Source organism: Marinobacter sp. F3R08, assembly GCF_018860425.1.
Classification (GTDB): domain Bacteria; phylum Pseudomonadota; class Gammaproteobacteria; order Pseudomonadales; family Oleiphilaceae; genus Marinobacter.
The window spans coordinates 1,014,311-1,036,434 of sequence record NZ_JAHKPI010000014.1 but is presented as its reverse complement, the minus strand read 5'-3'; the positions used below and the strand labels follow the sequence as shown (position 1 = coordinate 1,036,434).

The following is a 22,124-nucleotide window of genomic DNA, read 5'->3' as shown; positions in this document are numbered from 1 at the left end:
GTTTCATGATTGTACGTGACCGCCCCGGTGCCCTCAGGCTGATGCTGGCGTGGCGGGGATCTGTTATTCCCCACATCCTTCCCCATATTTTTCTGACCGGGCTGTTTGCAGGCGGAGTGACCTGGGTTTCCCGTCACCATTACCTCGACGGCATCGTCGATTACACCCTGTTGCCGTTCACAATCATGGGCATTGCGCTGTCGATTTTTCTGAGTGTGCGCAACACCGCCACCTACGATCGCTGGTGGGAGGCTCGCAAACACTGGGGACACATGGTCTATGAAATGCGGAGTCTGGCACGCGCCAGCAATATCTACCTGAATCCCGGGCAGCGCCGGGAACTGTTGATGCGAAGCCTGGCCCACGCCCATCTTCTGCGGGGCCAGTTACGCGGCGAAGACGTGACAGCTGACCTGCCGGAGTCCTTGTCCGGCGCACTGGTACAGAAGGCTTTGAAGACCCGGAGTCCGGCCGAATTCATGTTACAAAGAGCCGGAGATGTCGTTGCTGAAGCCCATAAGGCGGGCGACATTGACTCGGTGGCGGCAGCCGCAATAGACCGGCACCTGCACGGTCTGGCAGGCATACAGGCGTCCTCAGAACGCATTGCAAACACTCCCCTGCCCTTTGCTTACACTCTGCTTGCCCACCGCACAGCCTATGTCTATTGCTATATGTTGCCGTTCGGGATGGTGGGTGTCGCGGGCTGGTTTACCCCTGTATTCACGGCGATTGTGGCTTACACCTTCTTCGGGCTGGACCGCTTATCGGAACAGCTTGAGTTCCCGTTTGGCCGCCACACCAACGACCTTCCCCTGGATGCCATATGCCGGCTGCATGAGATAAGCATTGCCGAAGCGCTGGGCGAGCCGGCACCAGAGCCTTTGCAGCCGGTGGGCTACCTGTTGCAGTGACGCTGCCCCTGCCCAGACGCTCTATGCCTGCTACACCCGGAATCCCTGAGCCAGAGCCTGGAGTTCACTGGCCAGCTGCGCCTGGCTGACCGTAACCTGAGAGATTTCCTGAGACCCTGAGAGGGTCTGAAGTGAGGTGTCACGCACGGTGGCCATGTTGCGGGAAATATCCCGGGTGACGGTCACCTGCTCATCTGCTGCCGCGGCAATCTGGGTAGCCATCCCCGAGATACGATCCACATCCCGCAAGATGTCAGCGAGCGTATCTTCCAGGGATGCAGCCTCGTCGGCACTGCGATTAGCCAGTTCATGACTTTCCGTCACCGCTCCGTGGACGTCATCGGTAATGGAATGCAACCCGGTGATAATGGATTCGATTTCAACGGTAGACTGGTGCGTTTGCTGCGCCAGTGTCCGGACCTCCTCTGCCACCACCGCAAAGCCTCGGCCATGCTGCCCGGCGCGGGCCGCTTCAATGGCAGCGTTCAGGGCCAACAGATTGGTCTGATCTGCAACGCTGCGGATTACATCGATCACACGGGTAATAGACGCGCTGCTCTCCTGCAGGCGTGCCACCTGACCGCTGACCTGTTCAATCGAGCTGGCCAGGCTTCGGATCAGGCCGACGCTGCTTTGCACCACCTGGCGTCCGGCCTCGTTCTTGCCAGAAGCACTGGCAGCTGCTGCGGCGACTTCCTGGGTATTGCGCGAAATGTCCTCTGAGGTACTGGTCATTTCCTCTGCGGCGGTAGCAACCTGCTCCACCAATTGTTGCTGCTGATCAACCTGATCGGCATTGTGACCCGCGGTTGCACGGGTCTGCTCAGAGGCAGACGCCAGTTGCACACTGGTCTGGTCGATCTGGTTCAACGCACCGGAAAAATTCTCCATCAGACTGTTCAGAGCGGTGCCAATCAATCCGATTTCATCTTTCGAACTGACCTGGGTCCGGATACCCAGGTTCTTCTCATCCATGATCTGTCGGAAGTCGCGCAGCAACTGGTTAACCTGTCCGCTCACCCCGCGAATGATCATGATGGCCAGCAGAATCACCGCCAGCATAACCACCCCACCAACAATGGCCGCTTCGCGCAGATCCGCGGTCGCCTCAACAAGCACCGCCTGTGTCCCTGTAGCCAGTTCCTTGCTCACGATGTCTTTGAGCTGACTGACCGCTTCAACGGCTTGACTGGAGCTGTCGAACCACTCGATGTTAGCCATGCCAAGAAATCCGTACTGACTGCCAATCAACCGGTCCCGCAGCTGCCCGAAAGCCACCACCGGCTCCGATTCACGCATAGCCTGAAGCGTCTCGTTAAAGCCATTACCAAGGGTATCGCCAGCCAGAGACAGAAGCGCATCCTGACTACCCGCCGCATGACTGATGCTGGAAGCCAGAGCCAGAGTGGTCGCACTTTCCCTCAGAATGCGCGAACCCGCTTCCATTTCACGGCCACCCCACTCCGTGGCTCTGGTGATCGCCAGGAAGGCACTCAACTGGCGCGTCAGGTTGGGTTCATCCGCTCGTTGCAGAATCAGGGGAAGCAGATCAATCAGCCCCGTTATGCCGTCGGTGTAGCGGGCCTGGACGGTTTCAAGCGTTACGTCACTGCCATCCATGAAGCCACTGCGAAGGTCATTCAGCGGCCTCAGCGCATCGTTCAGGGTGTCCAGTTGCGCCGCGACAATCTGGCGGTCATCCTCGGCCATGGCTTCGATGAACGAGAGCACACTGGCAAGGCTGGCATTCGTGGCTTCATTCTGCACCTCCAGGCGCTCAACAACCCGGCTATCGCTACCTCCGGTCGCAAGATACAGCTCAGAAAGCCCCCGCTCTCTCTGCAAATCCTTTACTAACGGATCAGCCACCAGCACCAGGTTGAACAGCGTTTGCAGAGAACGGGTAGTCTGGAGGTTGGTGTAACGCTCACTAACCGTGGACACAGAGAAATAGAGGATGCCCAGCAGCGCGGGCAAAATGAGCAGCAACAGTTTGCCGCGCATGGATAAATTTCGAAGCAAGAACAGCATAATTCTCCAGCCCTGAATAAAATCTGACTCGTTGGACAGGAAACAAGGCAAGAACGGTGCCATCACAAGATCCGTGAAATGACAGGCGCATGCTGCGCAAAGCGCACCAGATCAGTGCCAGACAAGACAAAGCCTCAGGCAAGCGCCCCAAAAAGAATGACCGCGTAGAGTGGTCCCGGTGTTCGCACCTCTCTGGCCTACGTCATCCAACGCATGGACACCACCGGGCTTGCAGCCTACATTCTGTTATCAGTCTACAGAGAGCATGAATCATGGAACGCGTTGGGCAGATTGCATCTATCTGGCAGTACCCGGTCAAAGGCATGGCGGGATCGGCACTGTCTGACGCTTTCATTGATGATCGGGGCATCGAAGGCGACCGGCTCTGGGCGGTCCGGGACATCGAACGGCAGGAGATACAGAGCTGCAAGTTCCGTCCGCAACTCCTCCAGTGCCGCGCCCGCTTTTCCGGCACGGACAAAGAGGCCGTGCAAATCACCTTCCCCAATGGAGAACAAAGTCTGTGTGGCGACCCCCGCACCGATCAACGTATTTCGGAACTGGTCGGTCACCGGAGCGAACTCAGGCCCCTTGAACCTGAATCCAACACCGCGTTCTACCGCCGCTATAAACGTGGAAAGCAACACTGGCTGGACGAGCTCAAGAGCACCTTTACGCGAGAATCCGGTGAGCCGTTACCCGATCTCGACAACCTGCCACCGGAAATGCAGGAGTACGTGTCGCGACTTGGCACCTTTTTCCTGGTCTCACCGCTGCATATTCTGACCACCGCCAGCCTGGAAAACATGCGAACCACCAACCCTGCTGCCGACTGGAACCTGGAACGGTTCCGCCCCAACGTTGTCATCGAAACCGGGCCCGGCACTTCCGGTCTGGCCGAACAGAACTGGCTGGGCCGTACCTTGCGTATCGGTGAAACCGATATCCAGTGCCAGACCCCGGCGCCTCGCTGCGGTGCCGTCGTTCGGCAGCAACAAGACTTTAAAGAAGATCGAACCATCCTCCGCAGCATTGTTGCCAATGCCAACCAGAATCTCGGGATCTACGGCGAGAATGTGAAAACCGGGACCATCCGCGTGGGCGATCCCGTCTATCTGGTGTAAACGGGCCCAGCAAACCTGCTGAACCCGGCACCAAACGCCATTACACCAGCCGGGCGTCCATACTGTTCCGGGCCAGCCGCCGCGCCTGCTCTTCGGTCATGCCCAGACCATCGCGCAACGCCTCGAAGTTTTCCAGCACATAACCGCCGAAATAGGATGGGTCATCCGAGTTCACCGTCACCTTCAGACCACGCTCCAACAGCTCCAGAATATTGTGCTGAGCCATGTCCGGGAACACACACAGCTTGATGTTGGACAGTGGACAAACCGTAAGCGGGATCTGCTGTTCCGCCAGCCTGTCGAGTAGCCTCGGGTCTTCAGCGGCACGAACACCGTGGTCAATCCGGCTCACCTTGAGCAGATCCAGTGCCTGCCAGATATACTCGGGCGGCCCTTCCTCACCGGCATGGGCAACCGCCAGAAAACCTTCGGCCCGCGCCTTGGCAAACACCCGCTCAAACTTACTGGGCGGATTGCCCTGTTCGGAGCTGTCCAGGCCCACCGCAAAAAACTGATCACGGAATGGCATGGCCTGCTCAAGCGTCCGGAAAGCATCGTCTTCCGACAGGTGCCGCAGGAAACTGAGAATCAACCCACCGGAAATCCCCAGCTGCTCGCGGCCGTCGCGCATGGCACCACTGATGCCATTGAGGGCAACTTCAAAGGGGATGCCACGACTGGTGTGTGTCTGCGGATCGTAAAAAGGCTCAACGTGCACCACGCCCTGAGCCTGGCACTTTTTCAGATATGCCCAGGTGAGATCGTAAAAATCCTGCTCCGTACGCAGCACGCTGGCTCCCTGGTAATACAGATCCAGAAATTCCTGCAGATTGTTAAAGGAATAGGCCTCGCGCAAAGACTCTACATCATCCCACGGAACTTCAATGCCATTGCGACGAGCCAGAGCAAACATCAGTTCGGGCTCGAGCGCACCTTCCAGATGCAGGTGCAGTTCCGCTTTGGGCAAGGCTTTCAGCCAGGCTTCGTTCATCGCAGTCTCCGGATTGCTTGATGGTCAATCAGTAAATCATCCCGGAAAGCCGTGAGCTCTTGCAAATATCAGTATTAACATGAACTCGGCGACGCCCCCTGCAGGGCCACCCGGCGCCGCCAGACAAGACCAAAGCTTAAGAACAAATACCTACGGATATGGTATTATCACCAGCCCTTTTTGGTACCTCTATCAGCATAAAGAAAACCGGAGTCATCGTGATTACTGCCCCCCGAATTCTCTGCCCGAAACTGCGTGAACGCATTATGACTGCCAAGGAAGCGGCTGCCCTTATTCCCTCCGGCGTCAATGTCGGCATGAGCGGATTCACTGGCGCCGGCTATCCAAAAGCGGTTCCGCAGGCTCTGGCTGAACATATTCGGGAACACCGGGACCTTGGTGAAAAGTACCGTATCAGCGTCTGGACGGGTGCCTCCACCGCGCCGGAACTGGACGGAGCTCTGGCCGAAGTGGATGGCATCGAGATGCGTCTGCCATACCAGAGTGATCCGGTTTGCCGTCAGAAGATCAACGAAGGGCGGATGGAATACGTCGATATTCACTTGTCTCATGTTGCCCAGCACGCGTGGTCCGGCTTCTTCGGCAAACTGGATGTGGCAGTCATTGAAGTGGCCGGCGTGACCGAAGATGGCAGGCTGATTCCGTCGTCCTCCATTGGCAACAACAAAACCTGGATCGACCAGGCTGACCGGGTGATCCTGGAAGTGAATCATGGTCAGACCTCCGGCCTTGAGGGCATGCACGACATCTACTACGGCACCGCCCTGCCGCCACGGCGCAAACCCATCCAGATGACGGCTCCGGACGACCGGATTGGTGAGAAATACCTGCTGTGCCCGCCCGAAAAAGTCATTGCCGTGGTGGAAACCAACTCGCCCGACCGCAATTCCCGCTTCAGCGAGCCGGACGAAAACTCCCAACGCATTGCCCGGCATCTGCTCGAATTTTTCGAGGCAGAGGTGAAAAGCAACCGGCTCCCGAAGAATCTGCTGCCCATGCAGTCCGGTGTCGGCAACATTGCCAACGCGGTACTTGCCGGCCTGAATGAAGGTCCGTTCGATAACCTGACCGCTTACACCGAGGCATTGCAGGACGGCATGCTCGCCATGCTTAAATCCGGAAAATTGAGGATGGCCTCAGCCACTGCCTTCTCCCTGAGCCCGGAAGCCATCAGGGAGCTGACCCAAAACATCGATTTCTACCGGGAGCGCATCGTCCTGCGCACCCAGGAAATCAGCAACCACCCGGAAATCATCCGCCGACTGGGCATCATCGCCATGAACGGCATGATTGAGGCCGACATCTACGGCAATGTAAATTCCACCCACATAATGGGCAGCCGGATCATGAATGGCATCGGTGGCTCCGGCGACTTCGCCCGGAACGGCTACATCTCCGTATTCATGACCCCCTCCACGGCCAAGGACGGTGCTATCTCCAGCATCGTGCCCATGGTTTCCCATGTCGACCACACCGAGCACGATGTGCAGATCGTGGTTACCGAGCAGGGGCTGGCGGACCTGCGTGGCCTGGCACCCCGCCAGCGGGCTCTCAAAATCATTGAAAACTGCGCCCATCCGGATTTCAAGCCGAAGCTGCTCGACTACTTTGAACGGGCCTGCAGCAGTGGCCGGGGCATGCATACCCCGCACCTGCTGGGTGAGGCACTGAGCTGGCACCAGCGTTTTGAAGAAACCGGGCAGATGTAACTAGCGCAGCACAACAATGAGCAGAGTCGCGCACAAGATGATGTTCACAGCCCAGATGATCAGGGAAACCCGACGGCGCTGGCTCAGGCGCCTGCTTGGATCAGTCATAATTGAACCGCTCCGACAGGATACGATGAGGGGCTGTGCCCCTCTGGATCAGATGATCTTCAACAACGTCCATCATGCCTCCGGGCCCGCACATCACGAACACCCATTCACTGAACTCTTTCGCTGAAAACACCCGGTCCATCAACGCTGCATCAACGAGCCCGGACTCTCCCTGCCAGGTTTCCGGTGGCTCCGACAGCACATAGACCACGTCTTCTTCACCCAGCTCGTCGCGATAGGCAATCTGATCAATTGTCCGGTTTCCATAGATCAACTTCACCTTGCGCGAATCGCCGGTCCGGCGCATCTGCCTGAGTATGCCCAGCAGCGGAGAAAGGCCAACGCCACCAGCAATAAGAGCAACCCCGGGTTCAGTGCGATGATCGACAGAAAGGTTGCCATACGGGCCATCAAGATAGGCCACTGTTCCGCTGTCTATCTGGCCAACTGTTCGCGTGAAATCACCCAGCTCCCTGATCATGAAACGGATTTCCGGCCCGGCTGCCGGCGCCGAGCAGATGGAAAACGGGTTTTCTTTCATCGAGAACGGACTGTGACCCACAGTGAGCCAGACGAACTGACCCGCGTTGAAATTCATGCCACGATGGCCATCCGGATTCACGGTCACCTCCCATTGCTGTGGCGTCAACCGGACCACGGAAGTTACACGCCAGGGACGCGCCTTCTGCACAAGCGGAACCACCAGATAGACCGTCAGCAGCGACCCAACAGCCACTCCAGTCATTGCCAGCCACACCCAGGTCATCACCGGCTGCGACCCGTAACGCCCCGCGTAAACGGTGTGATGCAACAGAAGAACTGCAATCAAGAGCGCGCCAATCCCATGTAGCAGGCGCCATGTCTCGTATTTGTAGCCGAGTTGCGCGCGCCCGATGGCCAGTAATACAAGACTTGGAAGCAGCAGGTAGGCAGCAATACCGGTCGACAGAGCGGCGAAATCGGTCGTGAGCGTCAATTCGCGCGTAAGGTCCCATGGGCGCTGGCCACCAGAAGGCGTGCCCTGGTACAGAAACGGGTGCAACAATGCAAAGATCAGAGCTGTGCGAGCCATGACCTGGTGAAACCGCATAGTCACGTCCATGCCCACGCCATTGGAAATGGCCTTGAACCGGCCAGACAGGATGAACTCAACGAGAATCATTGAAAAGGCAAGAATGCCAAGGCCGGAGGCAAGCTCCTGGTGAAACTGGCGTGGCGGGCCACCTAGCCAAGTGGACAAGATCAACGGCAAGGTGACAGCAACAAGGTACACAACGATCAAAAAGAGCGGCTTCATCCGTCCGACCTGTTTCACGCCTCTGATCTTGCAATCTATTCTTTCAAAGCCTCTCTGGCAACGCGGTCGCAACGAAAACGCCCGGAAAGAGCTGCGTAAACCTCCCTGGCGAAGCGTTCTGAAACGAGAGGGGAGCCCGTATCTTCACCAGGGAGCCGCACACTTCAACATGGCGGAAAAGCGCTTTGTCAGCTGGCGCTCGGTACCTTGCCAGAGCCGCGAGAAAGCGTCAGCGTGTCGTAGTCCCGAAGCAGAAACAGAACAATACAGGCCGCCAACATCGGCCAGGCTGCAAAGAACAGCAGGTTGTCGAACGGTTCAAGGTATTTGCCGAAAGCCGACAGGGTAGACATCCCATGAAAGAACAGAATGGCGCCATAGGTCCAGGTCTTCAGAAAACCCGCAACGAAGGCAAAGATCAGAACGAGTTGGGCAACACCCAATACGTAAATCAACATGTCACCAAGACCGCCAAAACCGTAGAAAGCGTTCAGTACTCTGGCGGCATGGTCCGGGTAAAACAGTTTATCCAGGGTCCAGAACAGGAATACAGTAAACACACCAAGTCTGAGCAGCAGCAGGGAAAACGGTAACTGTTTGGGCATTCTTTTCTCCAAAGATTATTTTTGAACGATCGTTCCAAAGACCGGGAGATCTGAATAGAGTTCCCAACAAATATCAGTGACGCCCGTTTATCGGCAGTCTCTACGCCTCATTTGCCTTACGATACGGGCCCTGATAGTCAAAAATGCGCTCCTGCACTTGCCAATAGTGCTTTTGTTTGCGGGCAATCACAAAATCCGGCGCCGGCAATAAAGCCTGATTCTCCAGCACCTCATCAATCCGGCTGAACGCTTTCGGAGCCTGGCCAGTCGCGAAACGACGCCCGAACAGCCGGTTGAAAACCGCGCGCTGCGCCGGCTTGCCGAAATCAAACGACTCTCTGAGCTCTTCCCCATCCTCAGCGTGATAGGTAAGCCTCAGTTTGCTGCCATCAACACCCAAGGTGATCCCGGCGCAACGAATCACCATGGCATCCTTGAGCTTCAGGGCATCTCTTAGCTGATCATCCGGGTCGATAATGGCCTTGTGACACAGCTGGCAGTTGCGGGCGGCGATATCGTTCTCGCCACCGCAGTGTGGGCATTCCTTGAAGCGGAAACGGTAATCACATTGCTGAGGGCGCCCGCCCTGCCCTGCAGGTTCATCCCCGTCAGCTGGCTCCAGCAATCCCTGACAGCGGCGCCCGTAGTGCTCGATGACACGGCCATCACTGTCGGTTTTGCCCCAGAAGATATTGGCAAAACCACAGCCCGGACAGAACACCTGCACCGGCTCACTGTCGGGGTTCGGTTTCGGCTCCCCCACCTCCGGGTGGTGCAGATTCACGTGGTTGCCGGCGTAATCAATCACCAGACAATCCTGCTTGCCTTCATCCAGACGAAGACCACGGCCCACGATCTGCTGATACAGACTGACCGACTGGGTAGGGCGGAGAATGGCGATAAAGTCGACGTGGGGCGCATCAAAACCCGTGGTAAGCACCGACACATTCACCAGGTACTTCAACTGCCGCTGTTTGAAGCGCCGAATCAGCAAGTCCCGATCCCTGAGGTCGGTAGCGCCGGTCACCAGAGCGGTTTGCTGTTCCGGCAGGTAGCCGGTGATCTCCCGGGCATGATCCACCGTTGCTGCAAAAATCATCACGCCCCGGCGATCAACGGCCAGCTCCATCACTTGTTCAATGATGGCGCGAGTCACCCGCTGATGCCTGCCCAGCAGCTGGTTAACGTCTCTCTCGGCGTATTCGCCAAAGCGGTCCTGAGCCAGCACGGAGAAATCGTATTGCGCCACCGCCGCATTCACCAGCTCGGGCCTCGTGAGATACCCCCGGCTGATCATGTAGCTCAACGGAAGCTCGTAGATGCAATGCGCAAAGGGCTTGTCCTGCCCGTCATCCGAGCCGCGAACAAAGCCCCGGTAGTGATAGCGATAGATCCAGCCCATGGCCAGACGGTAGGGTGTGGCGGTGAGGCCAAGCACTTTGAGGGCGTCATTCTGTTTTCGGAGCAGCTCGATGATTCTCTGATACTGACTGGTTTCATCACCACTGACCCGATGGCACTCATCGATGATCACCAACGAATATTCGTCTTTGAACTGATCCAGGTTCGCCGATACCGACTGCACACTGGCGAAGGTCACCTGATGCCGGTTTTCCTTTCGCTTCAGCCCGGCGGAGAAGATGCCACCGCTCTGTCCATAGCTCTCGTATTTGGCGTGGTTCTGCTCCACCAACTCCTTCACGTGGGTCAGCACCAGAATCTTGCGCCTGGCGAGACGGGCCAACTCGGCAATAACCAGGCTTTTACCCGCACCGGTCGGCAATACAATAACCGCAGAGTCATCTGATTTGCGGAAGTGCCTCAACGTGGTATCAACCGCTTCCTGCTGGTAAGGCCGAAGCCTGAAAGGAGCATTCATTTGCCGAGCCAAATCGCTATCAAGGTGAAAAGGCGGTCATACTAACAAAGTCCGAAGCCGTTACCTGTCCGCTCGAACCATTTTTCGCGCTTCACCTCAATCAGAAAAACAGGAAAGTGGCATACCCGGCAATCATCGCCATGGAAAAGATGACAACAACAAAAGCCGCCAGAAGTCTGAGCGTGAACAGTGAGCGCAACAATATCAGCTCAGCCAGACTCGCGCCGGCACTACCGATAATCAACGCCAATACCGTGCCCGCACCAACGCCCTTGGCCAGCAAAGCGCCTGCCAGAGGTATCACGGCTGCAGCACGAATATACAGAGGAACGCCGATCACAGCCGCTACCGGGATGGCGAAGGCGTTATCCGGGCCCGCATAGTGTTCCAGCAACCCCATCGGCATGAATCCATAAATCGCGCTTCCAATTGCAATGCCGATGAGCAGATACGGCACCACTTTTAAAAAATCCGACCAGGCTTCACGCCATAAGCCGTTATACCGGCCTTTGGGAACATCGGCAGAAGCGGGTCCTCCACATTCACCACCGGAAGATGCACTGCACCCTGTCGCGGGTTGCGCACCTGCACCCCGGACATATCGCTCAAATCCAAGTGTGTACAGCAACCACCCCGCCCCCAGGGAAACCAAAAAGGCTGCGCACACATAGATGGCGGTAAGTGTCCATCCAAAGGTGGCCACAAGCAGAACAACCACAATGGGATTCAGCAGCGGAGAGGAGAACAGAAACACCATTATGGGCCCAAACCCGGCACCCGCTCGAATCAGCCCTTTCAACATAGGTATCGTCGAACAACTGCAAAACGGCGTGATCGCTCCGAGGCCAGCAGCAAGCAGATAACCGCGGCCGCGACTGGAACTCAGCAATGCCTCAACCTTTGAGGGCGGGATGTGACGTTGAAGCACCCCAACCAGAAGACTGATACCAATAAACAGTACCGATAGCTCAACAGAGAGAAAAACGAACATGCCCAGGGCATCGTTAACTTGAGATGACATCGCATCTGGCCTCCACATTTCTAGAATCATCGAATTATTGGCATCAGGATAAATTGCAGACAACTGCCCAGTCAACTATAATTCTAGAATTATCGAATTTTATACAAAGGACTCCTGATGGACCACGAAAACGTCGCAGCCAGCTTAGCCGAGCTGGGCAATAGCCATCGTCTGTCGGTGTTTCGCTTCCTGGTGAAAGCCGGACATGAGGGGGCCTCGGTCGGGGATATTCAGAGAGAGTTGGGCATCCCGGCGTCGACACTGTCGCACCACCTGGCGCGAATGGCCAAGGTTGGCCTGATCCGGCAAGAGAAGCACAGCCGCACCATCATCTGCATCCCGGAATATGAGCACCTGGAACAGCTGATCGGCTTTCTGCGCGAGGAGTGTTGTGCCGGAGTGGCTGGCTAACCTGGCATCAAGTGATTCTAGGGTGGCAGTCCGGCCAGCACGCCCCCTTTTTGCAACAACGCCATTTCGGCACGGCTGGCAAAGCGGGCGATCTCGCTCTGACCCAGAGTTGGCCGGATACGTCGGGCATCGTTTATGGCATCAACTGCCAGAGGGATGTCACCCTCGTGAATATGGGCGATGGCGAGCACAACCCTGGGCAGAAAGATTCGATCGTCACAACGACAGGCATCGCCGGCTGTCCGAATGGCGTTTTCAACCTGGCCGAAATTGAGCATTCCACGGGCGAGTAACGCACCCCACGCCGAGCGACGATTATCTCGCGGGCTGATTCTCATGCCCCTGAGCATGTAATCGATGCCCTGAACATCGTTCTGGCGAATCATGGCGGCCCCCAGTGCGGCCACCGCCTGAGCGTTACTCGGGTCCAGTTCCACTGCGCGCTGCAACATGCCAACGCCCCGTTGCAGGTCCCCCATATCGGCAAACGCACAACCGGCATAGCCCAGAACATCGGTATCCTGACCGTCAAGAGCCACGGCTTTTTCAGCGGATCGGGTGGCCTCAACGAGCCAGTCTCGCCCCCGGATGAGCCCCACCAGATGACCAATGGCGATAATCAAAGCCAGATAGGCGTGGGCAAATGCGAGCTCCGGATCCCGTTGAATCGCTTGCCTCAAAAGTCCGGCAGCTTCGTTGAAACTCTCCTCACTCCAGCCTTTTTGGCCTAGGATGGCGTGTCCCTGGCGATACAGTGCCCAGGCCCCCAGATCCACCGTACGTCGTTTTCGCAGGTGGATCAGCTCAGCCCGATTGAGCTGGGGCTCAATCCTGCTCACGATCTCGCGCACCACCTCCTCTTCCAGCGCATTCAGGCTTTCTGCAGGGATCAGTTTTCTGTCTGACCAGAGCATGTTGCCGCTGGCTGCATCCAGCAGCTGGACGCCAACTCGCAAGTTATCCCCCATGGGCCATACCGAGCCTTCGACGACGTAGTCCACACCCAGCTCTCTGGCAATATGCTGAATACTCACTTCCCGTTGGCGATACTGAGATGCAGTGTTGCGAGACAGCACCAGGAAGCCGGGAATGCGGGCCAGATGAATACTGATATCTTCACTGAGCACCTCGGCAATCCAGGCGGTCTGATCAACGCCCACGTCGTGAGAAAACGGAAGCACCGCCAGCACAGGCTGATCTTTTTCCTGTTCACTACGGGACGAAAACAGGCAGGCAGCGGCCAGCTCCTGATGCGCTTCGGCAGCGCTCTGTTGCATAACATCAGGTCCGGGAATCTGTGAAAGCGGCTCGGAGGCATCAATGTCGGCCACAAAGCGATAGCCCCGACGATTGAATGTGGCAATAAAGCCCTGTGTCTGCCCGTTATCCCCCAGGGCATGGCGTGCGGCTTTAACGGCACTGCTCAAGGCGGACTCGCTGACAACCTTGCCAGACCACAGCTGGTCCAGCAGTTCCGCCCGGCTCACGATACGGTCACGGTGAGTCACCAGATAGGTCAGCAAATCGAAGACAAGCGGCTCCAGAGGCTGGGCTGCGCCGGCGCGACGCAGCTGGAGCTGATGAGTGTCCAACTGAAAATCAGAAAAACTGAAGATCATGGATCTGTTCCGCTATAGCTAGCTACATTCAAGTTAGCAGACAACACCCCGAGATTCTCCACATATTCCTCACACCTTCCCCAAGTTTGGTCGGGCGCAACCTCGTAGACTGATCTCACGTTGTTTTTCATGCCGCCCATCAAGGGAGGCTTTCAACCAGAGCAAGGAGAACGACCATGCCATTAGTCACCATCAACCTGATCGAGAACGTATTCGACAAGAAACAGAAGCAGGACATGATTGCTAAAGTCACGGACGCCATGGTGGGCATTGAAGGCGAAGCCATGCGCGGTCTGACCTGGGTAGTCATCAATGAAGTCTGCGAGGGCGAATGGGGAATCGGCGGAAAACCCCTCAGCAGTGACGATGTCCACAAAATCCAGGCCGCTGCTGGGTAACATCAGAATGGGCTGGCCACACGCCAGCCCGTCTTGTCATACCGGCATAGCCGGGGCAGATAACTTTTCGTTTGTAATGGTCATTTTGCACATTGTCCATGTATAGTTATGAAAAAATGTTAACAGTTTCACTTCCGGGTTCCCCTGACCATGCCCGTCGAAAATAGCGCCAATCTACTGAATGCCAGTTCCAGTCGTCTGCTCCCCTTTATTAACGCTCTGCCTGATGCCGTCGTTATCGTAGATAATGAACACAGGATTGTCCTGGTAAACGCCCACGCCGGGGAAATGTTTGGGCATCCTGCAGAAATCCTGGAAGGCTCTGATCTCGCGATGATCATTCCGCAGTTATACCAGGCGTCACACAGGGAACGGGTGAACGCTTATTTCAAGAACCCAATCCCTCGTCCCATGGGGGCGCATAAAAGATTCTATGGTGTGCGGGCCGATGGCTCAGAAATCCCTGTCGACATCATGATTAACACGATCATTCTGGACGGCGCCCTGGTTGCTATGGCCCTTGTCAGAGATGTCACCTATCAGAGGGCGCTGGAAGACCGGCTGATCCGGGAATCCCTGACAGATGAAATGACGGGTTTCTTCAATCGGAAACATTTCATCAATCAGTTGAATGCCCAGCATTCAGGCTTCCGCCGGTCGGGCTTGCCTTCTTCCGTCATCATGTTCGATTTTGATCACTTCAAACGCATCAATGATCAATACGGCCACCCCGCCGGTGATATTGCACTCATTGAAACAGCCGAAATGATCAGGAACGAACTGCGCCCGCTGGATGTGGCCTGCCGTATTGGCGGAGAGGAATTTGCCATCATCCTGCCAAATACGCAGTTACAGAGTGCGACGATATTTGCAGAGCGTATTCGCCAGAAGATTGAAGACATGAAATTCAGCTTCGAAGGCATAACCTTCCAGGCCACTGTTACCATGAGCGTAGCCTCGTTCCTGGCCTCGGACGAATCATACGATTCGCTGATCAAGAGAGCTGACAAAGCGCTTTATATCGGCAAGGCTGCCGGGCGTAATTGTGTTGCTACTCAGGAAGCGCTGGAGCAACCCCGAGAACAGCCATCAACAAACCGCCCGCACCAATGACTACACGACGAGTCATGAGTCAGCTCTCTGCGATGAAGAGCAGCAACTGTCTGCAGCCGTGTTGCCGCCACCGTTACCCGATGAAGCGCTCTGTTCAGAGCCACCCACGCGCCATTCCTCCATGCCCTCACGGATAACCTGCCAGGCGGAGTACAGGAAAAGCGCGGCGATGGCGAGGCCGACAATGATATCGGGCCACAGAGTATTGGTAACAGCTACCAGCCCGGCCGCAACGATGACACTGCTGTTGGCAAACAGATCGTTCCTTGAACACAGCCAGGTAGATCGCATATTGAGATCGTCTGCACGGTGGCTATAGAGCAACGCAAAACAAATGCCGTTCGCAAGCAGAGCGAGCGCGCCGATAACGCCCATCCATTCGGCCTCGGGCACTTCCTGCACCAATAACTTGCGCACGGCATCGGCAACCACAAGAACACCGAACAGCAGCATAAAGCCACCTTTGAACAGAGCCGCTCCGGCGCGCGCACGCTGGCTTCTGTCCAACACAAAGAGCGTCAGGGCATAGACCGATGCATCACCAAACATATCCAGCGAATCGCCCAGCAAAGCGGTCGAGCTGGCAATCCAGCCAGCACTGAATTCCACAAGAAACATCACCGCATTAATGGCAAGCGCAATGTAGAGCACCCGGCTCTGGTTCGCTCTCAATTGCGCCAGTTCACCGGCCTTGTTTTCACAGCAACTGTCCACGACAGGCCCTCCTAAAATTTGCCACAGGGCCGTACAATAGGGGTTATAGTAACTATAAGGTCAATGGCGATGAGCGAGAAAAGCTACACAGTCGGTCGATTAGCGGACCACACAGGCATCAAGCCGGTAACCATCCGCTACTATGAAAAAATCGGGCTTCTGCCGAAAGCCACCCGCTCGACATCCGGCTACCGCCTGTACTCCGAGGCCGATCAGTCGCGGTTGCTGTTTATCCGACGAAGCCGGAGGCTTGGGTTCAGTCTTGACGACATCCGTGAACTGCTCTCACTGACCGATCGTCAGCAGGAATCCTGTGCGCGGGTGGACGCCAAAGTGGAGCAACAGCTGATACAGGTACGCTCCCGGCTGAACGATCTGCGTGCGATGGAACAGGAACTGGAAAGACTGAGTGCGTGCTGTGAAGGCGGCGTGATTATGGACTGCCGAATCGTTGATACGCTGTCCGGCTGCAACGGTTCACAGTGAACCCTTACAGGCCGGTTTCCCGCTCGATAAACATCCTGATGTACACCAGTTAACCCGAAAACAAAAACAACGGGGCGGTGTACCAAAGGTACGCCAGAAGACATTGCCCAATGGTGCCTGCAATTACCCGTCCCAGAGTCAGCTTTTTCCCTTTTACTCGTTGATTGCCTGGCAGCGTCCCAGCGCTTGCGCCCTCAGATACTCACAAAACGCCTTCACATCAGGGTTCGTGAACTCATTAGAAATAAACTCACCCGGAACCAGACCTTCATCCCATCGCGACGTAACCAGAGTATGCGGGTACCCGCTCTCATCACCGGGATAAATCTGCACCTCCGCCAGAGTCCGATGAATATAAAGGTCGCGAAGTTCTCTGGTGCAACGAAGCGCACCGGGATCATCGCGGGTAACGCACTGATAGCCCGCCCTGGTGAAAAACTCACTGGCGACAGAAAACAGCGTGCCTGTGTCCAGCGCAGAAGACGGCGCCGGATGAATGGTTCGGGTGACATCGCCGGCGACGTTTGTGCAACCGGCGATTAACGACAGCCACAGAAGCATCAACCCCCTGAACCCAGTCACAAAACTGTTCTGAAACACGACTGCTTGATTCTTCTCAATTGGCATCACATTGGCTGCAACTGTTAAAAGAACGCCATTATAGCCAGCACCAGTGCCGACTCCAGAAGAAGAACGGAGCCGGCCTGTCCCGGCCATTCGCCTTATGCAATAATGATATAACAGTAAACCAATAGATAATATTATTAGGAAAAACAAGTATGAAAAGGATTGTAATGTGCACCCTCGTTTCTGCCTTGATGGCTGGCTGCGGAGGCGGCGGTAATGGGAGCAACCTGGAACCTGTCAACGAAGATACTACTCCCGATACAGGCACCCCTGAGGAAGGCGAGGATAACGGTACCGTAACGCCAGGCGATCAGGTCACCGTACTCGAGGGCACCTGGAAGAAGCAATGCGGGAGTGTTGATGGCGAATCGCACTACGATATCGTAACCGTATCCTTCACCCTCGGCACATTCACCACAAGTATCGAGAACTACATCGATAGTGGTTGCACCATCCCGCTCCAGGAAGCTCCGAACCCTGTTTCATCAGGCAACTTCTCACTGGGCGAAGATGTCGTGCTGAGTGAAGGCCTAACCGCCACCGAACTCGACACACATGTTACGCAGTTCGATGGCGCCTACTTCGAAATCTACGAATACGATATCATTTACATCAATAACAATGTTCTCTATGCAGGAATAGAGTCAGGCAGTTCACCAGAGCAACGAGCGAGCAGCCTGAATTATAACCGCCCATTCTATCGACTGAACTAGGTTTCCTGATCACAACCGGGACAGATCTGTCCCGGTTTCTCCTCTTACTGACCCGCCCCTAGGACAGAGCTTTCTCCCGCACCCCAGAGCGCTCCGCAACCGCCTCATCGTTCTGCTCGGAACGGGCAATCACGGAGGTACACGCCAGATCTCCCGTGACATTCATGGCCGTAGCCCCCATACCCACAAGGGCATCAATGGACCCCAGCAGAGCCACGGTTTCAATGGGCAGACCCACCTGGGCAAACACGGTGGCAATCATGACGATGCCCGCGCCCGGCACACCAGCGGTACCTATGGAAGCCAGGGTGCCGATCAGAACAATTTCCAGCATGGTGACAATGTCCAGGGGCACCCCCACCACATTGGCAGCAAAGGCAGCCGAAATGGCAATACGGATACCCGCCCCGTCCATATTGATAGTGGCCCCCAACGGCAGGCTGAAGCCATAGATACTCTGGGGAATACCCAGACGCCGCGCCGCGTTCAGGGTCAGGGGCAGAGTCCCGGAACTGCTCTGGGTGGCAAAGGCCGTAGCGACCGGAGCCCGGGCTTCACGAATAAAGTCCGCCAGCCTCACACCATTGAGGCGCATAAGAATCCCGTAGACCACCAGCTGCACCGCCAGGGCGAGATACAGCACCAAGACCATATCTCCCAGAGCCAGTATCGTGGCCATGCCCTGCTCACCTGCGGTACTGGCCACGATCGCAAACACGCCAATGGGCACATACTGGAGAACCCCGGCCATCACCTTCATCGTGACATCGTTCAAGCCAGAAACCACCTCATACACCCGGGCCCCGGCTTCCCTGTGAACGTCTGACTCCCGCAGTTTCAGCAGGGCCATGCCAAATACAATCGCGGTAAAAATAATCCCAAGCAGGTTCGGCTCGGCAAATGCCGCCACAATATTGGCGGGAACAATATTCAGAAGCACCTGAACAAAGCCCGGATTCTCCGGCACCTCAACACTGGCCGAAGGCGACAACTCCAGACCGATGCCGGGTTCAAATACCGAAGCCACAACCAGCCCTACCGAAATGGCCAGAGCCGAAGTCAGCACATAGAAACCCATCAGTTTGCGGCCCACACGCCCCATGCTGGAAAGATTGGCCTGGTTGATGCCCACCATCAGAGTGAACAGGACAATCGGCACTACCAGAAACTTCAACAGCCTGAGCAGCAGTTCGCCTAACGGGTTGAGCCATTCGGCCACGACCGGCCCGCCTGCAAGGCCAACAACCAGACCAAGAACCAGCGCAATACCAATGCGCAGCACCAGAGAAGTCTTCAGATAAACATCAAGTACAGCTTTCATGGGGGCTCCCGTTACACCCTGACCCGTTAATGAACAAGCGTTCAAATACGCCTGGGCCGGGAATTCTGGTCAGCACCGGCTGACGGGTAAACCGGTATTCCCACGTACGTTACTCACAGAAGCTGTGGATAAGTTTGTTGGAAACATCGGGTTAAATACCCCAAAGCCTTGTGCCACGGGCACTCGGGAAACCTGATGCAAAAATGGACTATGCGTGAGGGCTATATGAATATGAAGGATCCGTCTCAGCAGGTATCGGACGCCCCTGCCCTCATAAACGCTGAGTATCCAACGCCATTCGAATATACTCTTTGAATGGATAAGTCCGATGTTAGTCTCCACCTTCGAAGCTACGACGACGAAGGAAAAAAGCATTCTCATGGCCATCATCAACTGGTGCTTCCTCTACTGGGGAAGCTTTCGCTGTCGGTAAACAACACCGAGGGTGCAGTTGAGTGGAACCGGGCAGCGGTCATCCCATCCGGAAGTAACCACGGGTACTCCGCTGAAGAAGAAAACCGGTTTCTGGTGGTCGATTTGCCAGAGGCGCTTGCCCCGGCACTGGAGCGGCTCCCTTTCTTTGTTGAGCTGGATTCAGCACTGCTTCACTACGTCAGATTCCTGCACACCCAACTTGTTAATGGAATGGGGTCATCTCACACAGAGCATCAGATGTTGCTACTGCTGATTCAACTTCTGCAGGAACGCCACGGCGACACGCTGAACCTGGACCGAAGGGTCGCGGCGGCAAAACAATATATTGACGATAACTTCCGCAAGAAACTCACCGCGACTGAACTGGCGACGGTGGCCCACCTGAGCATTCGGCAGCTTAACGAGTTATTTCGTACACAGATTGGCATGACGCCACACCATTACCTCACCGAGTTACGCATGCAGGAGTCATGGCGGTTGCTGAAACAGTCGGACTTCACTATCCAGCGAATTGCTGATTCGGTTGGGTATAGCTCTCTGTCCTCGTTCAGCGAACGCTTTTCGCAACACTTCGGAAAATCACCGAGTCACTTCCGCCGAAAATCGTAACAATCCTGCCGTAATCAGAAAGCGGGTGACCCTCGACTGACCGCAAACTTCACCTCCTGTACGCACGTTAGTTTCAGGGGGATATCATGACGGCGATTGTTGCAGCAACGTGGATAGGTTCTATCTCTGTTTTCTTGTGGGGAACGCTTGCGCTATTAACCAAGCTTACCGGTGGCGGCATCCCGGAATTTCAGCTCATGGCGATGACCTTTGGCGTTGCCTTTCTATTGATGACGGTTCGTTGGTACCGCGCCGGTCATAGTGGCGTCCGGTTTCTGCGCCAGCCCATGTTGGCATGGTGCATCGGGGTTGGCGGCCTATTCGGTTATCACTTCGCTTACTTCAAAGCCATGACACTGGCTCCGGCGGTGGAGGTGAGCCTGCTTGCCTACCTCTGGCCGTTGTTTATCGTTTTAATGTCTGCACTTTTACCTGGCGAGTCCTTGCGCAAACAGCACGTGCTAGGGGCCGTGCTTGCCCTTGCGGGGTGCTGGTTGCTGATCGGGAAGAAAGGCGGTGGTTTTGGGTTAAACCATCTGGAAGGGTATCTGGTTGCCTTTAGTTGTGCGTTGATATGGTCATCATATTCTGTCCTGTCGAGACTGGTAAAAAGCGTCCCGACAGATGCCGTAGGCTGGTTTTGTGGTGCTACTGCGGTTCTGGCCCTGTTGTGTCATCTGGCTTGGGAAACAACCGTGTGGCCAGTCGGATGGATTCAGTGGGCTGGGGTGCTCGGGCTTGGTCTGGGCCCGGTGGGCATCGCCTTTTTTACCTGGGACTATGGCGTGAAGCACGGCAATATCCAGTTGCTCGGCACCCTGGCATACGGTGCTCCGCTAATTTCCGTGGTATTGCTGCTGATGGCTGGTTACGGGGAAGCGACCAGCACGGTTATTGCCGCAAGCGTTCTCATTGTAATCGGTTCATTCGTCGCCAGCAGAGCGAAGCGGCAGCCGGCACCCGATCCTGAAACCGTTTATTAATTAGTTTTAGTGTGAAGGTGGATTCGGGCCGGAGATCGGCCCGTTCGTATCAGATTGCCTGATAACCGAGAAACCGGTGCCGAGGTCTCCCTACATCTCGCTCATCAGCCACTCCTTGAAGGCTTTCATTCCGATGGTCAGCGGACGTTGCTTGCGGTAGACCAGGTAGAAGGCGCGATTCGTATCCAACTGGATGTCGAAAGGCACTACCAACTTCCCTGATTTGATCTCACGGGACGTCAGGGTGCTATCAGCCAGCGCTACTCCCAGGCCCTCCTGGGCCGCCGCCGTGGCGAGTTGCCCGCTGGACATCTGCAGGCTGCCCCGGGCGGATATAAAATCCACGCCTGATTGTTGCAGCCAGTTCTCCCACTCCCACTTCCGCTTGCTGACATAAATCAGAGTGTGTCTGGCCAGGTCTGCAGGCTTTTCCAGCGGCAACTCACCCTCCAGTAACAGCGGGCTACACACCGGAACCAGCATAACTTTGCGCAGGAAATGCACTTCAATATCGTCCCATTCACCATTCCCGAAATACACCGCCATATCGGTACTGGTGCGGTCGAAATCCAGCAGGCCCATGGACGCATTAATTTCCAGCTCAATGTCCGGGTACAGGGCCTGGAATCGAGCCATGCGTGGCATCAGCCAGCGGGTCAGGAAGTTGGGGGCAACACTGATCTTGACCACGTTGGATTCCTGGTTCGCGGTCAGTCGTTGGGTGGCCATTTCAACCTCATCGAACGCGTGCCTGACAGATGAGAGGTATTGCTCACCCTCAGGGGTCAACGTCACCGTTCGCCGGCTTCGGTCAAATAGTGAAAGCCCCAAATATTCTTCAAGTGTCTTCACCTGATGACTGACCGCCGATGACGTCACGAAAAGTTCCTTGCCAGCTGCCGCAAAGCTGCGGTTTCTCGCGGCTGATTCAAATACCCGAAGCGCATTAAGGGGTGGCAGGTGGCGCATAGTTTCGCTCGAATGGTGAGATTAAT

General features: G+C 56.0%; 21 protein-coding genes. 10 read left to right on the top strand and 11 right to left on the bottom strand.

All coding sequences use genetic code 11. The features are described 5' to 3' along the window. Window positions 1-5 precede the first annotated feature (5 nt). Entirely contained in the window at window positions 6-914 is a 909-nt protein-coding gene (locus KO499_RS07805) for a bestrophin family protein (RefSeq protein WP_215983131.1), read from the top strand. Window positions 915-944: 30 nt separating this feature from the next. Here KO499_RS07805 and KO499_RS07800 read toward each other — a convergent pair whose 3' ends face one another. Beyond that, window positions 945-2,945, bottom strand: a complete 2,001-nt coding sequence (locus KO499_RS07800; protein ID WP_215983130.1) for a methyl-accepting chemotaxis protein — start codon at window positions 2,943-2,945, stop codon at window positions 945-947. A 272-nt stretch (window positions 2,946-3,217) separates the two neighbouring features. Here KO499_RS07800 and KO499_RS07795 point away from each other — a divergent pair, with 272 nt between their 5' ends. After that, window positions 3,218-4,069: an MOSC domain-containing protein gene (locus tag KO499_RS07795; RefSeq protein ID WP_215983129.1), complete on the top strand. Its 852-nt coding sequence runs from the start codon at window positions 3,218-3,220 to the stop codon at window positions 4,067-4,069. Between the two features lie 40 nt (window positions 4,070-4,109). Here the strand turns inward: KO499_RS07795 and KO499_RS07790 are convergent, their stop codons facing one another. Further along, complete coding sequence (locus tag KO499_RS07790) at window positions 4,110-5,060, bottom strand: adenosine deaminase (RefSeq protein WP_215983128.1); 951 nt, start codon at window positions 5,058-5,060, stop codon at window positions 4,110-4,112. 221 nt (window positions 5,061-5,281) lie between these two features. On the opposite strand from KO499_RS07790, the gene KO499_RS07785 reads away from it, so the two are divergent. Next, complete coding sequence (locus KO499_RS07785) at window positions 5,282-6,790, top strand: acetyl-CoA hydrolase/transferase family protein (protein ID WP_416240388.1); 1,509 nt, start codon at window positions 5,282-5,284, stop codon at window positions 6,788-6,790. A 100-nt stretch (window positions 6,791-6,890) separates the two neighbouring features. Here KO499_RS07785 and KO499_RS07780 read toward each other — a convergent pair whose 3' ends face one another. The 4 genes from KO499_RS07780 to KO499_RS07765 all read right to left on the bottom strand — a co-directional run bounded on the left by KO499_RS07780 (window position 6,891) and on the right by KO499_RS07765 (window position 11,700). Further along, window positions 6,891-8,195, bottom strand: a complete 1,305-nt coding sequence (locus KO499_RS07780; protein WP_215983126.1) for a ferric reductase-like transmembrane domain-containing protein — start codon at window positions 8,193-8,195, stop codon at window positions 6,891-6,893. Between the two features lie 188 nt (window positions 8,196-8,383). Beyond that, window positions 8,384-8,800, bottom strand: coding sequence for a hypothetical protein (locus KO499_RS07775; RefSeq protein ID WP_215983125.1), 417 nt, complete (start codon window positions 8,798-8,800; stop codon window positions 8,384-8,386). A gap of 100 nt (window positions 8,801-8,900) precedes the next feature. Next, entirely contained in the window at window positions 8,901-10,679 is a 1,779-nt protein-coding gene (locus KO499_RS07770; protein ID WP_215983124.1) for a DEAD/DEAH box helicase, read from the bottom strand. Between the two features lie 100 nt (window positions 10,680-10,779). Continuing rightward, complete coding sequence (locus tag KO499_RS07765; protein ID WP_215983123.1) at window positions 10,780-11,700, bottom strand: permease; 921 nt, start codon at window positions 11,698-11,700, stop codon at window positions 10,780-10,782. Between the two features lie 117 nt (window positions 11,701-11,817). Here KO499_RS07765 and KO499_RS07760 point away from each other — a divergent pair, with 117 nt between their 5' ends. Beyond that, the gene (locus KO499_RS07760; protein WP_215983122.1) at window positions 11,818-12,111 is read left to right on the top strand and encodes an ArsR/SmtB family transcription factor; all 294 of its coding nucleotides are present in this window, start codon (window positions 11,818-11,820) and stop codon (window positions 12,109-12,111) included. 17 nt (window positions 12,112-12,128) lie between these two features. Here the strand turns inward: KO499_RS07760 and KO499_RS07755 are convergent, their stop codons facing one another. Continuing rightward, complete coding sequence (locus KO499_RS07755) at window positions 12,129-13,730, bottom strand: winged helix-turn-helix domain-containing protein (RefSeq protein WP_215983121.1); 1,602 nt, start codon at window positions 13,728-13,730, stop codon at window positions 12,129-12,131. Between the two features lie 176 nt (window positions 13,731-13,906). On the opposite strand from KO499_RS07755, the gene KO499_RS07750 reads away from it, so the two are divergent. Both KO499_RS07750 and KO499_RS07745 read left to right on the top strand, forming a co-directional pair. Continuing rightward, the gene (locus KO499_RS07750; protein ID WP_215983120.1) at window positions 13,907-14,128 is read left to right on the top strand and encodes a tautomerase family protein; all 222 of its coding nucleotides are present in this window, start codon (window positions 13,907-13,909) and stop codon (window positions 14,126-14,128) included. Window positions 14,129-14,278: 150 nt separating this feature from the next. Continuing rightward, window positions 14,279-15,241, top strand: coding sequence for a GGDEF domain-containing protein (locus KO499_RS07745; RefSeq protein ID WP_215983119.1), 963 nt, complete (start codon window positions 14,279-14,281; stop codon window positions 15,239-15,241). A gap of 12 nt (window positions 15,242-15,253) precedes the next feature. On the opposite strand, the gene KO499_RS07740 is transcribed toward KO499_RS07745, so the two are convergent. After that, window positions 15,254-15,955: a cation diffusion facilitator family transporter gene (locus tag KO499_RS07740; RefSeq protein ID WP_215983118.1), complete on the bottom strand. Its 702-nt coding sequence runs from the start codon at window positions 15,953-15,955 to the stop codon at window positions 15,254-15,256. 69 nt (window positions 15,956-16,024) lie between these two features. Here KO499_RS07740 and KO499_RS07735 point away from each other — a divergent pair, with 69 nt between their 5' ends. After that, window positions 16,025-16,441 carry a MerR family transcriptional regulator gene (locus KO499_RS07735; protein WP_228339782.1) on the top strand — a complete coding sequence of 139 codons (417 nt, stop codon included), beginning with the start codon at window positions 16,025-16,027 and terminating at the stop codon, window positions 16,439-16,441. A gap of 153 nt (window positions 16,442-16,594) precedes the next feature. Here KO499_RS07735 and KO499_RS07730 read toward each other — a convergent pair whose 3' ends face one another. Further along, the gene (locus tag KO499_RS07730) at window positions 16,595-17,002 is read right to left on the bottom strand and encodes a hypothetical protein (RefSeq protein WP_228339781.1); all 408 of its coding nucleotides are present in this window, start codon (window positions 17,000-17,002) and stop codon (window positions 16,595-16,597) included. 218 nt (window positions 17,003-17,220) lie between these two features. Between KO499_RS07730 and KO499_RS07725 the strand changes: the two genes are divergently transcribed. Next, entirely contained in the window at window positions 17,221-17,781 is a 561-nt protein-coding gene (locus KO499_RS07725; RefSeq protein ID WP_215983115.1) for a hypothetical protein, read from the top strand. Window positions 17,782-17,839: 58 nt separating this feature from the next. On the opposite strand, the gene KO499_RS07720 is transcribed toward KO499_RS07725, so the two are convergent. Beyond that, window positions 17,840-19,102, bottom strand: coding sequence for a dicarboxylate/amino acid:cation symporter (locus tag KO499_RS07720; protein ID WP_215983114.1), 1,263 nt, complete (start codon window positions 19,100-19,102; stop codon window positions 17,840-17,842). A gap of 315 nt (window positions 19,103-19,417) precedes the next feature. Here KO499_RS07720 and KO499_RS07715 point away from each other — a divergent pair, with 315 nt between their 5' ends. Beyond that, the gene (locus KO499_RS07715; protein ID WP_215983113.1) at window positions 19,418-20,146 is read left to right on the top strand and encodes a helix-turn-helix domain-containing protein; all 729 of its coding nucleotides are present in this window, start codon (window positions 19,418-19,420) and stop codon (window positions 20,144-20,146) included. A gap of 86 nt (window positions 20,147-20,232) precedes the next feature. Continuing rightward, the gene (locus KO499_RS07710; protein WP_215983112.1) at window positions 20,233-21,129 is read left to right on the top strand and encodes a DMT family transporter; all 897 of its coding nucleotides are present in this window, start codon (window positions 20,233-20,235) and stop codon (window positions 21,127-21,129) included. 90 nt (window positions 21,130-21,219) lie between these two features. On the opposite strand, the gene gcvA is transcribed toward KO499_RS07710, so the two are convergent. Then, window positions 21,220-22,098: a transcriptional regulator GcvA gene (gene gcvA / locus KO499_RS07705; RefSeq protein ID WP_215983111.1), complete on the bottom strand. Its 879-nt coding sequence runs from the start codon at window positions 22,096-22,098 to the stop codon at window positions 21,220-21,222. Window positions 22,099-22,124: the final 26 nt, after the last annotated feature.